The organism is Balneola sp., from assembly GCA_003712055.1.
In the GTDB taxonomy this organism is placed as follows: Bacteria; Bacteroidota; Rhodothermia; order Balneolales; family Balneolaceae; genus RHLJ01.
In genome coordinates this window covers 160,081-176,122 of record RHLJ01000006.1, presented here as the reverse complement: position 1 = coordinate 176,122, position 16,042 = coordinate 160,081, and the positions used below count along the sequence as shown (strand labels likewise).

Genomic DNA, 16,042 nt, shown 5'->3' with positions numbered 1-16,042 from the left:
CCTGACTTTATCATTTTCTCCTTTTATTCTTACAGGTACTGTGTGCCATTCCAGGTTTTCATACTACTTGGGGTAAACCTCAATGCAAACGTAGTTCCTTCTTTGGAACACCAAGTTATTTTTCCGTTTAACTGAGCTGATAAACTGTTTATTAAAGCAATGCCAAGTGAATTTGATCTATTCTCTTCAAAGTTATCCGGTAATCCCACTCCTGTATCGCTCACCGTAAATACTTTTTCTTCGCCTTCATCAATAATTGAGAGTGTAATTTTCCCATTTGTATTATCCGGAAAAGCATACTTAAACGCATTGGTAACAAGCTCATTAGCTATAATTCCAAATGGGACAGCCTGATTAACATTTAGCGTTAATTCGTCTCCATAAAGCTCGATATCTATTTCTCTTCCTGACCTTGCAAAAGTATTCTTAATGTCTTTTAGCAGATCTTTCAGGTAAGACTTTATTTCTATGCTGGTAAATAGTTCACTTTGGTACAATTTTTCGTGGATGGTTGCAATAGATTTGATCCTGGCTTGTGACTCCTTAAAAAGTTGAACTACTTTCTCGTCTTGAATTGAATAGGATTGAAGGGCGAACAAGCCTGAAACAACAGCAAGGTTGTTTTTAACTCTGTGATGTATCTCTTTGATTAGTACTTCTTTTTCCGAAAGTGAGTCTTCGAGTTGATTTTGGTATTCCAGAAGACTTGTTATGTCAGTAGCTGTACCTGTACATCCGACGATGTTTCCCGCTTCATCATATAGCGGGTATGCCTTTGCTGAAAGGGAAATTATCTTTCCATTTTTCCGAACCATCCTCAGATCAAAATTATCGAACTCCCTTCCTTTCATCACTTGCTCATGAATCTTGGTAGCTTCATATGCCATATCCTCAGAGATGTAAGGTAAAAAGGGCTCTCCGATTAGCTCTTTCGGTTTATATCCAAGAATCTCAAAACTTGCATGATTCAAGAATGTAAATCGACCTTGATAGTCTATTCTCCATATTAAATCGTGAGACGCTTCGATCAAGCTTCGATACTTTCTCTCGCTCTCAACAAGAGCGGCTTTTGTTTTTGTTCGCTCCGTAATATCCTCAAGAAGAACCATAATTTTAGAGACCTGACCGTCTTTTCCGATTATTGGAGTAAGATAGTTTTTAAGGGTAATTTTTCTTCCTGATTTAGTAATCCTTTCAATAGCTTCAATTTTAGGAGTACTTCTCTTCAGCTTCTTTTTTACCTTTTCTATATGCTCTTTTTGAACAAATGGGATAAACTTCCCAAATACTTCTTCGGCTTTCCAACCAAATACCTCTTCTGCCTTGGTATTCCAAATATCATCAACAATTCCTTCGGGTGTTATAGTAATAATAGCAATGGGTGCAGAATCAATCAGAGTTGATAACACATTATTTGTACGTAGGAGCTCATTCTCGAACTCCTTTTTCTCGGTTACATCATTGATTAAAACTAGCCGACCTTTAGATCCATTAAAAACCACTCTACGCCAGTGTATCTCAACATTTATTGCTTTACCATCTTTTCTTTTGTGCTCTCCGGAAGCTGTTTTGATTACCCCGTCGAGTCCAAGGTCTTTTTCTTTCCTGACTAATTCCAGGTATCGTTTTATCCCTTCTTTTGGTCTCAAATCAAGTGAGGTCATTGAAAGAAGCTCTTCTTTCGAATAACCGTATAAAACTTCAGCTGCTCTATTAGCTGAAATTATTGCATTACTACCATCATCCGAAAGAAGTAATAGAGGATTGGGGTTATTTTCAAATAAGTACTGATATCTTGATTTACTTTTTGCAAGATCAAACTCTCGTTCTTTCTGTTCGGAAATATCCTGAAAAGAACCCGTGATTTTTATTACGCGATCTTGTTCAAAAACTGGTGTACCTGTACCTCTACACCATTTCTTGTTTCCGAAAGAATCGATTATCTCAACTTCAATATCAAAAGGGACACCTTTTTCTGCTTCTTTCAACGATCGCTGTAATAATTCCCATGACTCTTTTGTATGGAATCTTTGATCCGTCTCCTTCCTGGGATCAAATTCCTCTTCTGATATTCCATAAATATCATAAATACCTTTCGTCCAAACCTCTCTTCCTGATTCTAATTCCTTCTCCCAGGCTCCAATTTTTGCTTGTTTACTCACTTCCTCAAAAAGTGTGGTTAACCGAAGCTGGTCTGTCACATCCTGGAACATCGACATCGCATATTCCTCTCCGTCTTTTTTTATTACATGGGAGTGGACAATTAATTCTACATAGGTTCCATCTTTCCTTACCTCTCTGAATTGAGCACCTTCCATTAAACCTGCTCCTATAAAGTCTGCATACTTCTTTTGTTCAAGCTCAATATTCTCTTTGGGTGTGATTAGATCCAGGCATGCTCCTTCTAATTCTTCTTTTTCATACCCCATTATTTTGCAATACCTGTCATTTACCTTGATAATCTTCCTTGTCTTATCCGAAATACGGATACCAATAAAAGAGTCAAACAGGGTATTCTTATAAAGCTCGGTAAAGTCATACTCTTTTTTCTTTCGCTGTAACTCAAGCTCCCTCTTTAAAGAAGGGACAAGCCTTCCCAAATTATCTTTCGAGATAAAATCCTTAGCGCCAGCTAATATTGCATCCAGTACTACCTCACAAAGTGGTTCACTGGAAATAAGAATGAGAGGAATATCTAAGTTCCTTTGCTTTAAGAATTGTAGGACTTCAAAATTCTCGCTTTTTTGAAGCTCATTCTTACAAATAATGATATGATAGCCCTCATTTATGGGCTTTTCCTGAAATTCCTGTAATGAATTTAGAAGGGTAATTTTAATTCCGTACCCACTTTTTTCTAATTCTTTACTTATTGACTGAACATCCTCAATGTTGTCCTCAATTAATAGAACGCGTACTTCTTGCATGCTAAAAACCTATTTAGATTACAAAACAATACACCTGATATAGACAAATTTTAAGCCAAGAGAACAATACTGTGCCTTTGTTTGGAACAATATTGAACAAACCGATTGAATCTATATATAAGAAGACAAAAATGTGGGATTGTAGACTTTAAATAACCCCTTTATTAGAGTTTTATAACCAAATTGATGATTCGGCCAGGAACAAAAATTTCCTTTATCAGTTCTCCCTCAGACAAATACTTACCAATCTTCAGATCATTTTTAGCTAGTTCTAACACAAATTCTTTGTCTTTTGCTCTTTCCGCAGGTACAAAAATATCAGCTCGTACTTTCCCATTTACCTGCACGGGATACATAATCTCATCTGCTTTTAGATATTCTTCATTAAATACAGGCCATTCAGAATAAGCTATAGAGTCTTCACCTCCGAATTTGTTCCATAGTTCTTCGGATATATGTGGCGCAAATGGTGATAAAATTTGTACAAAAGATTTAGCAACAGATGTTGGAATTGTATCCCATTGATTTGCTTCATTAACAAAAATCATCATTGCTGAGATAGCAGTATTAAACCGTAACGCCTCAATATCTTCAGTAACCTTTTTGATGGCTTCATGAAGGGCTTTTAGTTGATCTTTATTAGGTTCAATTTCCTTGACCTTTTCTTTTACTTCTCCACTGTATTCATCAATTAATAATCTCCAAACCCTATTCAGAAATCTATTTACTCCATCAACTCCTTTCGTACTCCATGGTTTAACCTGCTCTAAAGGCCCCATAAACATCTCGTATAATCGCAACGAGTCAGCTCCAAACTGTTCAATTACATGGTCGGGGTTTATTACATTCCCCCTGCTTTTACTCATCTTGTGGGCTCTGGCTTCAACTCTATTCCCCGTACTGATTTCGTAGAAACTATCTCCCTTCTTCTCTACCTGATCTTCAGATAGTTTTACACCATCCACAGTGGTGTATTCCATTTCTCCCAGAATCATTCCCTGATTCACCAGCTTAGAGAAAGGTTCCTCAGTAGATACAACCCCTAAGTCGAAAAGCACTTTATGCCAGAAACGAGCATATAATAGATGCAGAACAGCATGTTCTGCACCACCAACATATAAATCTACCGGCATCCAATATTGTTCATAATCAGGATCAACTGGCCCTCCTTCCCAATCCGGAGAGATATATCTTAAATAGTACCAGCAGGAACCAGCCCATTGAGGCATTGTATTTGTTTCTCTGATTGCCTGTTCACCTGTATCCGGGTCTTTTGTTTGTACCCAATCAGTGGCATTAGCTAATGGTGGCTCACCATCTCCCGTAGGTTGATAATTATCTACCTGAGGTAAATGCAATGGGAGTTCGTCCTGAGAAATAGCTTTGGCTTCACCATTTACATGTACAATTGGAAATGGTTCACCCCAATATCTTTGCCGGCTAAATAACCAATCGCGAAGCTTATAGTTAACTGCCTTTTGACCTGCATCCTTTTCTTCGAGCCACTCAATAATCCTGGCCTTGGCTTCTTCAATCTCCAACCCGTTTAGGAAATCACTATTTATAGCTGCTCCTTGACCGGTATACGCCTTTCCTTCAAATCCATCCTCAGGCTGAACAGTACGAATAATTGGCAAATCAAATTTCTCAGCAAACTCCCAATCCCGTTCATCCTGCCCTGGCACAGCCATGATCGCTCCTGTTCCATAACTAACCAATACATAATCTGCTATCCAAATTGGTATACGCTTTTCGTTTGCTGGATTAATAGCGTAAGCACCCGTAAAAACTCCGGTCTTCTCTTTTGAGAGTTCTTGCCGATCAAGATCACTCTTAAGTGCAGCTTGATTCTGATACTCTTCGACTAATTCTTTCTGCTCATTGCTTGTGATCTTTGAAACCAGATGATGCTCCGGAGAAAGAACCATATAAGTAGCCCCAAAGATGGTATCAGGCCTGGTGGTATATACTCTTAGTTTATCTTCAAACCCATCAATTTTAAAATCAATTTCTGCACCTATCGATTTTCCAATCCAGTTTCTCTGCATATCTTTTAGAGATTCCGGCCAGTCAAGATCTTCCAGTCCTTCAAGTAACCGCTCGGCGTAAGCAGTGATTTTGAGTACCCATTGCCTCATTGGCTTTCGAACAACCGGATAGCCCCCGACCTCACTCTTTCCATCGATTACTTCTTCGTTGGCAAGTACCGTTCCTAATTCCGGACACCAGTTCACTGCTACTTCATCTTCATAAGCCAATCCCATTTCAAACAGCTTAAGGAAAATCCATTGCGTCCATTTAAAATAGTTTGGATCCGTTGTATTCACCTCGCGATCCCAATCATAGCTAAAGCCAATAGCCCGTAACTGTTCTCTAAACCGGTTAATATTTTTTTCGGTAGTAATTCGAGGATGAGTTCCGGTTTTTACAGCATATTGCTCGGCAGGTAATCCAAATGCATCCCAACCAATTGGATGTAGCACATTAAATCCATTCATCCTTTTATACCGAGCGATGATGTCGGTAGCGGTATATCCCTCCGGATGACCTACATGCAATCCAGCCCCGCTTGGGTAAGGGAACATATCCAGTACATAATACTTTGGTTTTGAAGTATCAGTAGGAGTTTTAAAGGTCTTTTTTTTGAGCCAATACTGTTGCCACTTGGTCTCTATTTCTGCTGGATTGTAAGAGTACATTTACCTTTTATATGCTTGTTTTATTATTAAGCTTCGTTTTTTTTTCTAAACGTTTTTTGCCACTTTCTCTATTCAAAAGAATGCCAAAGATAAGCCTATTTATTTTCTTTTTTTGTGCCTTTATAAGCATGAATGTTTTATCTGCTCAGGAATTAGATTCCACTGGTACAGGCACATTAGTATTGGATACAAATCTCGAAGAATTTTACCTGATCGTAGACGATGATGTTCCAAATGCTGTGCTGGCAAAGTCTAGTATTGAGATTAACCTCCAGTCTGGAATACGTAAATTAACCGTTTCAAGTAGATATAATGATGATTATTCATTTGAACTGGATATCCCTGCTTCTGATACACTTGAATACAGTATTTTTATATCCTTGTATCCCCGATACCCTAAAACCAGTTTCTATACCATCCAAAGTGGAAGAAATCTTCGGATTCTAACCGATAAGGAATCGGTAATTTTTATAGACGGTAGGGAAGTTACCTCGCATTACTCTGAGCTATTTCTACCCAACGGGAGTTATGAATTAAGAATCGATAATCCTGACCATGGTTCCCTAAATTCGAAACTAAAAATCAATTCTCTTGAAGTAAAAGACTTTATCCGATTTAATGAAGAACCTTCAAGACATTTAAGGCCACTGAATATAATTCCTGGATTCGGGCAAATCAGAAAACAGCAACATATAAAAGCAGGAGTTTTTATTACCGGAGTATTGGGGCTTGGAATCGCTGCAATTAGATCTGATGCCTTATACTCTGATAAAAAGGAAACCTTTGATACTCAATTCGAAGAATATTTAGCTGCTAATACAGTTGCTGAAGCTAGATCATTACGGCTTGAGGCAGAATCTACTTTGGACGAAATGCAGCGAATTAATAATACCTCGAGAGCACTGGCATTAGGAACTCTGTTAGTATATACATACTCAATATTTGATAGCTTTCAAAAGCCTAAAAGTGGGTACAGAGGACCTGGAAATATTGACCCAAGTCTGGTAGTGCAATCAAGCCCGGTAGAAAATGAACTATATCCTCAGCTTTCTATAAGGATGAATTTTTGATGAAATCTTTTGGTCTATATATCGCCATGATAGTGATACTATTTGGTTGTAGAGAGTTGCCAAGTGTGGATAAAATAAATGAACTAGATCCTTTCTCACCAGAATATAATCCGATTGCACCTACCCTACTGCCTCCGGTATTTGACCCAAGTTTTGATGTGATTAGAATTACATGGGAACAAGAGAGAGATGAATTAGAGGGTATTATTGGTTATGAGGTATATGTCTCAACTTCGGATACTAATTCTTTTGAGTTACGAGAACGAATCCCGACAACTAACAGCACTGAATATATGTTTGAAGAAGACTTTAATTCGGAGGTCTTCACCTATCTCTTTAGAGTCAGAGCTTACTTTGAGCAGTTGGATGGAACGGTGTACTCCGACTTTGCATCTACTGAGTATTTAGGAAATCTTCCTCAGGTCTTCTCTCAGGTTTGGAGACATCCTTTTGCAGCTGTGCCTCAATACAAAATTGATATATCTGTTATTGACCCTCGGGATCTATCCATCGAAGTATTTTTAGAAACCTTAGACTCGCCTCCTACCTCTATTTACACTACTGAATTCTCTCCTTTCTCTTATGTAAATATCTGGTACCCATTAGATGTAAATGCTGACTCTACCAAATTATACTACAAATTATTTACCGATTCTTTTGAAAGTGGATTAATACCATTCAATCAAGATGATATTCTTGCAGATTTATCGAAAGCTTTGGACTTAGTTAGTTTGAGTACAAGTTCCATTGAATTGAATCTCACAGATGCAGATACAACATGGGATTTGAATTTTCAGAAAACTACAACCATTTATGATAATTATGAATTGACAGTTACCCGATCTAATGAGGAAGTGGTTTTCTCAAACGAAAATTTACTGTTTGAAAATCCAGTAGTACTTCAAGGTTTGAATAGCTACGAATCATATTTCACTTCATTCCGAGGAAAAAGAGGTGTATATACTAGTAATCAGCGAAACAGAAGTTTCCGAGTTACGCAGCAGATCGACAAACAGACTTCGTTTGATATTAACTATCCGGGAGCTGATGGTATACTAGTTGATATTGATACTACGAATTCACTCTACTTCGCATCATCTACTACTTCCCCTTATAATATTTTAATTGATCCTTCAAATGGGGAGTACGAGGTTTCTTCCTACAGTACATCTTCAACTAAAAGAATAGGGAAATTTCCTCCTTTCAATTTAGACTTTAACTCCTCGCTATATATAGCAGATTCTGATTTATCAATAGTAGGATGGGAAATTGAAAATTTATTAATGACCTCAAAGAATGAAGGAGGAGTGGTACCAACATTTTCCATGTTAGCTACAGACTTTGATTTTTATGATGATCATTCAATTATTTATTTGTCGAGATATGGTTCAAATACACAAAACCTATACATAACTGTATACAATTTTGAAACTGAATCTCATGATTATTTATTTGGCATTGAGAATGTAGAAGGAAGAACAGCTCGCATTTTATATAATGAAAGTAAACATCAGGTCTTCGTTTTTTTTAGGGATCTAAATGGGAATGGTAACTTGGAATATGTAGTATACGATATTGGCTCGAATACAATTTCCAACACTTACAGGCTCCGTGATAATAATGGCAGAGATCTATTTGTAGATGAACAATTCAATATCAAAGTTGGAGAAAATGGAGCGAAAATTCATTTATATGATTTCCAAATTCATGTAATAATAGAGGCTAACTTCCCATTTGATCACAATCAGTTTGATTCGATTACACGAATTGATAATACCGCAGCCTCTGAAAGTAGCGAGTTTTGCGTAGCAAGAGGCTCACAAAGTCAATCCAATAATAATTTCTCAATAACATGTTACTCTGGAGAAGATCAACAACAATATTTAGAATATTTCGAGCAAGTAGATGATAGATTATTGGCAATAGATTTAAATGCAGATGCATCAATTATGTACCTTTTATTCTCTGGTGAACTGCGAACATTCAACTTCAAAAAAGAATGGATTTTCGATTAAAACATTTAGGACTTCTCTTATTCTCTTTTTTTGCATTCAATTCCTTGTCTGCTCAAGAACAGGAAAAGAAAACCGGACATATAATCTTTAAATTCAATACCGATTCAGCCCTGGTGGTTGTTGATTATGATTTTAGCCAGGATACCATGCTTACTAGTGGTGATTCCCTCGAATTAGAGGAGGGTATGCACACTTTTGAATTGAACGCTCCTTTAAGCCCTAAGATTACCCGGAGAGTCTATGTTCTGGAAGTCAAAACTAAAGTTATTGAGGTAAACTTTCCTGAAGACCAGATTTCTATTGCTTCGGTACAAAACAATTATGCCTCAAAAGACTATTTCGGATTGAATGCTTTTATCCTTACTGATAGTGACTCTGAAATTTATTACCGTGGACAACTAATCGGCAAGGGTTTTGCAGCCATAGACTTACCTGAAGGTAGCAGCTGGATAGAAATTGAAAACCCAAACTATCGCGGCAAAGGGATAAGAGTTAATGGTCTCCCTTTCATGAAGGTGTATGAACACTATACCAGACCGGATAGAAACACCAGCAGAATGCTTTCATTCGCTCCGGGAGTAAGTCAATTCTATAAAAAGAATTATCTAAAAAGTGCGCTATCTGCAGGGATCTTTTATCCTTTGCTCATTAAATCTATTGGCACTCAGATCAATTATAATTCTGAGTTAGATGATATAGACCAGTTAATTAGGCTATATGAAGGAGCTGACTCGGAACAAGATGCTAATTCTCTGGGAACCCAAGTAGAGCTAAAAATAGAAGAAGCTGACGATACAAAAAGACAACGTAATCTTTTTGTTTTAATGACTGGCCTCGCGTACGGGATACATGTATTTGATGCATGGATTTCAAAACCAAAAGGAGGTTTTAGAGAGAAACGTGATCTGGATTTTTATATAAATGCCGGAGAATTACCCCAGGGGGTACATACGGAAATTACAATGAAGATTAACTTCTGATGAAACTCTGTCTACCTTTTATTCTCTTAATCCTCGTTTTAGGATGTAGTACAGCTCCGGATTTTGAACGTGATAATCCTAACGATCCAAGGAGTGAAGATTTTGTTCCAAATAGACCCAATAATGGGCAATACACGATTGATAATAATGGAAATATAACCCTTACATGGAGAGACAACACTCAATTTGAAACAGCGGTAAATATCTATAAACAAGTCGCTGAATATCCAAGAGAGAAAATTGCAGTATTACCTAAGGATTTAGCTCAATATACAGATACAACCAGGGAGTTCGGATTTCCGACTACTTATTTTATCTCTTCTGAGAAAGACACCAGTGAATCGAATCTTTTAGCTATTGATATAGATTTTGGATCGTTCAACTCCTTTTCCCACGAAACAAGGCTAAGCTCTAATGAGTTACGATTCTTTTGGTATGATGAAATAAGTTTCAAGGATGGATATCTGTTGGTTAAAAAAACAGATAATGATTTAACATATGAGACTGTTAAAATAATTAGTGGAGACCTTTTCGAAACTACCATCCCAATCCCAGAGAGTGGGTTTTCACATGAGTTTAAAATTCGTCCCTTTAAAGTATTTCGGGGAGATACGACTACCATTACACCAACAAATACCTCTGAATTTGAACTCGGCCCACTGAACTTAAGAACACAGTTAATAGCTGAGGATTCTCTTCTTATTTCATGGCAGGAAAACTCTGAATTTGAAGACTCTTTTTTGCTAAGCATAACTACACCTAATGGCTTAAATGAAATTGAGTTAGAAAGAAATTCTACCTCCTACACATTTAATGAGCTTTTATCAAGAGATTTTAATTACAGATTTAGTTTAGTGGCAAAAAATGGAGAGGTCCTGAGCAGACGAATTACTTCGAATAGATCTTTTGAGCTAAGCCCACCAGCAATACAACTTGTTACTCAGAATTCATCTACTGAAATAGTCATACATATAACTGAGCCATCTGAAATTCGAAGAACAATAGACGTTTATAGAAGCCTGGACAACATTAGCTTCACCAAAGTAGGTACAATTTTAAAAAATGAAGATAGCTTTACAGATAATAACTTAAACCAATTTGAATCCTACTATTACTATTTGTCCTCAAGCCTATCAACAAATTCGTTTACTAAAAAAATTATATCGGGACTAGGTTTAAAAGAGGTTAATAATATCGAGTTCGATGACATATTCTTTTCATTCCAGCAATTTGAGCTTACCCTTGGTAATGCAAGTCCTTTTATTGCTTATACAGATTGGGGATCGAGTTCCTTAGAATTTTTTGATTTTTTAGAAGAAGGGATGTCATCCTCAATTACAATCCCCTTGCCAATAAATGAACTGGCAGTAAATAGTGACCATACCTCAGCTGTTGCAACTAATACGGTTACCAACAAAATATATCTTATCGACTTGGTATCGTCTATCGTCATAGATTCAATAAATGTTGATAACCTAAGTAGAATCTATCCTCGTTTTATCAATGAGGGTTCAAAAATTGCTGCCCTATTTCCAACTGACGATACCTATTCTACGTGGGATTTAAGTGTTATTGATCTTACTACTAAGTCTATTGAGTCTGTAGATATTATTACTTCTCCATCAAGTGAAATACCAGATATGTATGTTAACCCCGGTAAAACGAGAATGGTAGTATCAAACTATTTTGGAGAAAATGATTTTGAGCTAGCCTATTACTCTATTTCAAATGGAATGATAACTGATGAAAATAATACATATAAGTCCTGGGGTTACCCTATATCTTTTTCCAACTCTTTGGATTCAGTAATGGCTGTAACTGATCAGTATGAACTAACTATTTATGATAGCCGAACAAGCCAGAGCATATTCAACTATGAATTTACACTTTACAATAGTAGCAATCTTAGAAACTCTTTTTTCTTAAAGAATGGAATCGTGTATGTCCCAGATCAAGCTGGTGCTTATCTAGTCGATATCAATAGATTTCCTGATGATCCTATTGTAGAGATAATAGGCTTCAATTGCTGTTCTATATCGCACAGAGGCTCTTATTGGTTTAATGATTCGGGATATTTAATTGACCTTAGAAATTCCCATATCAGTGGAACCCCAAACTTTGGCAATCTTTATGAACTTGAAGAAAAGTGGAAAATTTCTCTGGAGGAAATAGACTAAATAATAGCCACCCCATCCGGCTCCCACCATAAATCCGGAGTTTGGGCCTGGCTTAGGAATTCGGTTTTTATTCCTTCAATTTGCTCTCCTGCTGAATAAACCGTCTGAACAACTCCTCCAAATTTCTCTCTCAACTCTAGTACTTTAGACTCGTCTCCCTGTACCCAATGCAGGGCAAAATCTAATTCTGGAAAATCCTCACTTTCCTGGATCAGAAAATCATCCAGCCATGCCTGAGGACGTTCAATCGACTTGTTATAAGCAAATTGATAAGCAAGAGCTTCTTTAGGTTTTCTAAGCTGTGGATTCTTCAACCAAAAAGACTCAATATAATCCTGGAAATGGCATTTCAATTTATTGAATCGAATTGGGCTGACTACTACTGCTACCGATCTACAACCCTGCCCTCCATATCTAAAAATTGCTTCCACCAAATCAGTAATAACCTCAGGATCTTCATTAGTTATATAAGCCATTGAAAACTTGGCCGTTCGAATTACAAATTCGGTCTTTCCGGTTGCAGCGTTTAACCGGAAAAGTTCATTTTTGACAGGATTAACAGAGGATGAAGAGCCAGCAAATAATACTTTATCCGATTCCAAACCCTCAAAAGCTTCGATATCCATGGAGTAAAACATCTTTGAATCAGAAACACTTGTGCTTACTTCTTCAAGAAAGGTTGGTAGTAAGTAAGGGTCTTTTTTAGAGAGCTTTCCATAATAATCTGCTCCGGATAAAATAGTTCCTAGCGCATCCTGAAATCCAACTAAGGGAAGGTTACCAGCATGTAAGCAAAGTACCTTTTGACCAATCGAATTTTTCTCTTCATTTAGACCAACCCTCCTTGCCCATTCCTCGACCTGCCCTGCATCAATTTTTTGTTTGAGTGCTCTGATCTGAAATTTGATGTCTTCAAAACTGAACAGCTCTTCATCAACCGTTTGTTCAATGGCTCTTTTTAAGGCAGTATTATCTGGTTGCAGCCATTTTTTTGCTGCTTCTGATACCTGGGTTATGTGATTATCTATGTTCATTTTTACTAGTCCTCCTGAGGATACTTCCGAAGGATCTGAACGGGTAAACCCACTCGTTTAGATTCTTCGCTTATGCCTGTCCTCCGTACTAATACTTTGGAAGGAGGGCTCAGAATGACAATCCATTATTTAGTCCTGATCAATCAAAAAATTACATCCTCGTAAGTTCTGAGGATTCCATCTGCCTAAAACCTGAAAACCTCTGTCTTCGTTTTGAATTCCTTTGTCCCCTGTCAATATAAATGAACAGGAATATACATTAGCTAAATCAATAACTCCGATAAGCCCTTCTTCTCCTTTTGACATTTCTTCCATTGGGTTTGCAGGTTTTCGGATAGAAACACTCATCCATGGTACGCATTGAAACCACTCATTTCCCCTACTATAGGCTTGACTCAGTAATTCCGTCATTCCATATTCAGAGTGAACATTCTTATTCGAAATTCCAAAACCATCAGCTAGTTGTGCATGAAGATCCGTTCTGGATATTTCCCTTCGAAATGTTTTCATACCACCTGTCTCAATAATGATTGAGTCTTTAGGGAGTTTGGTATCTCCGAATCCAACTAAATCCAACAATCCAAAAGCGGCGCCAAAAAGCATCACTCTTTTTCCCGATACATAAATATTTTGAATTTGCTCTTGCTCTAATGGTTTATCTAGCTCCAGAAACCCACTTAATCCAGATTCGTCACCTCTAATCAGTTCGCTTAGCATCCATATTAAGGAAGACTCAGGATTAGAATTATAACGGGGTGTATAAGCTAGAGTCACGAAATCATCTAACGAATAAAAATGATGCATTCCTTTTAGAATTGATTCCCTATATAGCTCTGGCTTTACTACATAGTGCTTACTTCTACTCATTCCCGAAGTACCCGAACTTCGAAATACTAACTCTGGCTTTTGTCCCTCACTTTTAAGGCTCAATAGTTCTGCATCTTTGAAAGCCTGAATAGGAAGCAAAGGAATCTCTTTGATCGATGAAACTTTAGATACACCAAGAGCTTTGCAGAACTTTCCATACACCGGATTAAATTCTTTTTGGTACTCGAAGACCTGAAATGCTTTTTCTTCAAAGGAAATGGTAAGATCGAATGGATTCATTGATCTCGATTAACGCCTTTTATTATTGAATCGACATCCAATTCAAAGGACAAGTTATCAAGATTCATATAATCCAAAAGCTGGATGTGTGCTACTTGAAATGGAAACTCCTCACCTAACAATCCATTTTGGCTCATAAACTGGACTTTATTATTCTTCCAATCAATCAAAGCCAGTTGATCTTCACGTAAACCGATTTTTCCAACTTCCAGACCACTGGGCACTTTATAGCTATCAATAAAATTCCCATTCTCATCATATCTATGAATTGATTTCGAGGACTCATCGTACACAAACAACTCTCCAAAATCATTGACTATCAGTTGAGTTGGTCTGAAACTTCTCTGGCCTTGTGGAGCTCTGATTGTGGACAGGTATTGAAATCGACGATCAAAAATCTGTACACGGTTATTACGGTAATCAGAGATATAAATCTTTAACCCATTAGTGGCATCAATATCAATCGGGGTATCGAACTGGTAATCACCTGAGCCTAATCCCCCAAGTGTTTCCAGAAGTTTTCCATTGTGATCGAGCTTTAGAATGCGATGTTTTCCAGATTCGACTACAAAAAGATGATCCTGAGTAGCATAAATGGAGGTTGGATTATCAAGGCCAGAATAGATGACCTCCTGCGCGCTTAAATTTGTAGCAAATTGTAGAAACAAAAAAACCACAAGACCCACCCCTAAATCCCCTCCCAAGAGGGGACTAATCCGCTTCTTTTTGATGTAGATCTGTTTTTTAAACAACTAAGAAAGGTGTTTTAGTCCTTTTGCTCCAATATCGCTTCGATAGAAGGCTTTTTCAAAACTGATTTTTTTGACTTCTAAATAAGTGTTTTCAATGGATTTTTTCAGCGTATCTCCTGCGCCAACTACATTGAGCACACGCCCTCCGTTAGTAACAATGTCAGCATCTTCAAACTTTGTACCTGCGTGGAAGACAATGGCATGTTCAACATCTTCAATTCCGGTAATTACCTTACCCTTTTCATAAGATTTTGGATAGCCTCCTGATGCAAGTACTACCGTACAACGGTATTTATCATCAAATCTGATATCCACCTGTTCAAGATTTCCTTCCACTGAAGCTAAAAGTGCTTCTAATAAGTCACTTTCGAGCCTCGGAATGATAACTTCACATTCAGGATCACCAAATCGACAATTATACTCAACTACTTTAGAACCTTCTGAAGTAATCATTAAACCGACATACAGAAAACCAGTATATGGGTTTCCCTCTTCTTTCATTCCTGATATGGTAGGCTCAATAATCGAATCTTCTACAATGTTCAGGATCGCATCGGTCACAATCGGCGCCGGTGAATACGCTCCCATTCCACCGGTATTTAAACCTGTATCGCCCTCTCCTACTCTTTTATGATCCTGTGCATTTCCTATCACTTTGAATGAATTTCCATCACAGATGGCAAAAACTGAAGCCTCTTCTCCTTCCATGAATTCTTCAATCACCAATCTGGAAGCTGCACCACTTAGTGATCCTGAGGAGAGCTCTTCTAAGGCGTCCATAGCTTCCTTTTCAGATTCAGGAATCAACACTCCTTTTCCAGCAGCTAACCCATCCGCTTTAAGCACTACCGGATACTTATTCTCCTGTTTGATGTATTCAGCAGCTTTATCAAATTCATCCTGGCTAAATACCTCGTAAGCAGCAGTAGGAATTTGATGCCTTTTCATGAAGTCCTTGGCAAACTCCTTACTTCCTTCCAACATAGCTGCTACCTTTTTTGGGCCAAATACAGCATATCCATGTTCTTCAAGATAATCGGCAATTCCATCTACTAAAGGCTGCTCGGGCCCAACTACTGTAAGTGCAACATCATTCTCCTTAACGAAGGACAATACTGCAGCGTGATCGCTAACATCAAGGCTTACGTTTTTCCCAACCTCTGCTGTTCCGGGATTACCTGGTGCAACGAATAGTGTGTTTAGTAGCGGAGATTTTGCAATTGCCCAGGCCAGAGCATGTTCACGCCCTCCTGAACCTACTAGTAGTACGTTTTTAGACATGTT

At 37.7% G+C, this 16,042-nt stretch carries 10 protein-coding genes; 4 read left to right on the top strand and 6 right to left on the bottom strand.

Annotated features, from left to right (window positions below):
• Positions 1-29: 29 nt before the first annotated feature.
• The gene (locus tag ED557_14240; GenBank protein ID RNC79677.1) at positions 30-2,924 is read right to left on the bottom strand and encodes a PAS domain S-box protein; all 2,895 of its coding nucleotides are present in this window, start codon (positions 2,922-2,924) and stop codon (positions 30-32) included.
• Positions 2,925-3,088: 164 nt separating this feature from the next.
• Positions 3,089-5,623: a leucine--tRNA ligase gene (locus tag ED557_14235; GenBank protein RNC79676.1), complete on the bottom strand. Its 2,535-nt coding sequence runs from the start codon at positions 5,621-5,623 to the stop codon at positions 3,089-3,091.
• Positions 5,624-5,751: 128 nt separating this feature from the next.
• On the opposite strand from ED557_14235, the gene ED557_14230 reads away from it, so the two are divergent.
• The 4 genes from ED557_14230 to ED557_14215 are packed head-to-tail and all read left to right on the top strand — an operon-like array spanning position 5,752 to position 11,865.
• Positions 5,752-6,693: a hypothetical protein gene (locus ED557_14230; GenBank protein ID RNC79675.1), complete on the top strand. Its 942-nt coding sequence runs from the start codon at positions 5,752-5,754 to the stop codon at positions 6,691-6,693.
• The gene (locus ED557_14225) at positions 6,693-8,708 is read left to right on the top strand and encodes a hypothetical protein (protein RNC79674.1); all 2,016 of its coding nucleotides are present in this window, start codon (positions 6,693-6,695) and stop codon (positions 8,706-8,708) included. Before ED557_14230 ends, ED557_14225 begins: the two co-directional genes overlap by 1 nt.
• Entirely contained in the window at positions 8,693-9,688 is a 996-nt protein-coding gene (locus tag ED557_14220; GenBank protein ID RNC79673.1) for a hypothetical protein, read from the top strand. The genes ED557_14225 and ED557_14220 overlap by 16 nt, the downstream gene beginning before the upstream one ends.
• The gene (locus ED557_14215; protein ID RNC79672.1) at positions 9,688-11,865 is read left to right on the top strand and encodes a hypothetical protein; all 2,178 of its coding nucleotides are present in this window, start codon (positions 9,688-9,690) and stop codon (positions 11,863-11,865) included. The genes ED557_14220 and ED557_14215 overlap by 1 nt, the downstream gene beginning before the upstream one ends.
• Here the strand turns inward: ED557_14215 and ED557_14210 are convergent.
• From ED557_14210 to purD, 4 genes are all read right to left on the bottom strand, one after another.
• Positions 11,862-12,899: a hypothetical protein gene (locus ED557_14210; GenBank protein ID RNC79671.1), complete on the bottom strand. Its 1,038-nt coding sequence runs from the start codon at positions 12,897-12,899 to the stop codon at positions 11,862-11,864. The genes ED557_14215 and ED557_14210 overlap by 4 nt on opposite strands.
• A gap of 129 nt (positions 12,900-13,028) precedes the next feature.
• Positions 13,029-14,006 (bottom strand): hypothetical protein, encoded by a 978-nt coding sequence (locus ED557_14205; GenBank protein ID RNC79670.1) that lies wholly within the window; start codon positions 14,004-14,006, stop codon positions 13,029-13,031.
• Entirely contained in the window at positions 14,003-14,758 is a 756-nt protein-coding gene (locus ED557_14200) for a hypothetical protein (protein ID RNC79669.1), read from the bottom strand. The genes ED557_14205 and ED557_14200 overlap by 4 nt, the downstream gene beginning before the upstream one ends.
• On the bottom strand, positions 14,759-16,039 hold the full coding sequence (purD, locus tag ED557_14195) for a phosphoribosylamine--glycine ligase (GenBank protein ID RNC79668.1): 1,281 nt from the start codon (positions 16,037-16,039) through the stop codon (positions 14,759-14,761).
• Between the last annotated feature and the right edge of the window lie 3 nt (positions 16,040-16,042).